Here is a 417-nt window from a genome sequence, read left to right as displayed (position 1 = left end):
CACTACATCAAGGACGACCGGCCGCCCACCGGACGGTTCGTCAGCGCCGCCGCCGGCCAGAAGGTCGAGGTCCGCGTCGCACGGGAGTGGTTCGGCACGGACGGCATCGCCCCGGCGTCGGCCCGGGAGGCGATGCAGCTGCTCTCGCAGGTCCTGGCGAAGGCGCTCCCGGGGCACCTGGCGGCCTCACCCACGGCGACTGGGCAGAACATCTGGGCATACTCGCTGCCGAAGGACCTGGATCCGCCGACGCTGGACCCGGCCCTGGCGGAGCTGATCCACCACACCTCCGGCCAGCACCGCACCGAGCATCTCGTCGAGGGCCGCTCCCGCTGCGACTGCGGCGACTGCCTGCCGCTGATCGGGGCGAAGACGGAGATCCCCGGCTTCTGCTACGTGGACGGCCGGTTCATGTAC

At 71.5% G+C, this 417-nt stretch carries 1 protein-coding gene; it reads left to right on the top strand.

Annotation, left to right across the window (positions count from 1 at the left end):
* Positions 1-417: hypothetical protein (locus D7Y13_RS46545; protein ID WP_208734700.1), on the top strand; the 417-nt coding region annotated here is incomplete at both ends.

The organism is Corallococcus praedator, from assembly GCF_003612125.1.
Taxonomy (GTDB): Bacteria; Myxococcota; Myxococcia; order Myxococcales; family Myxococcaceae; genus Corallococcus; species Corallococcus praedator.
This window is presented reverse-complemented; position numbering and strand designations above follow the sequence as displayed.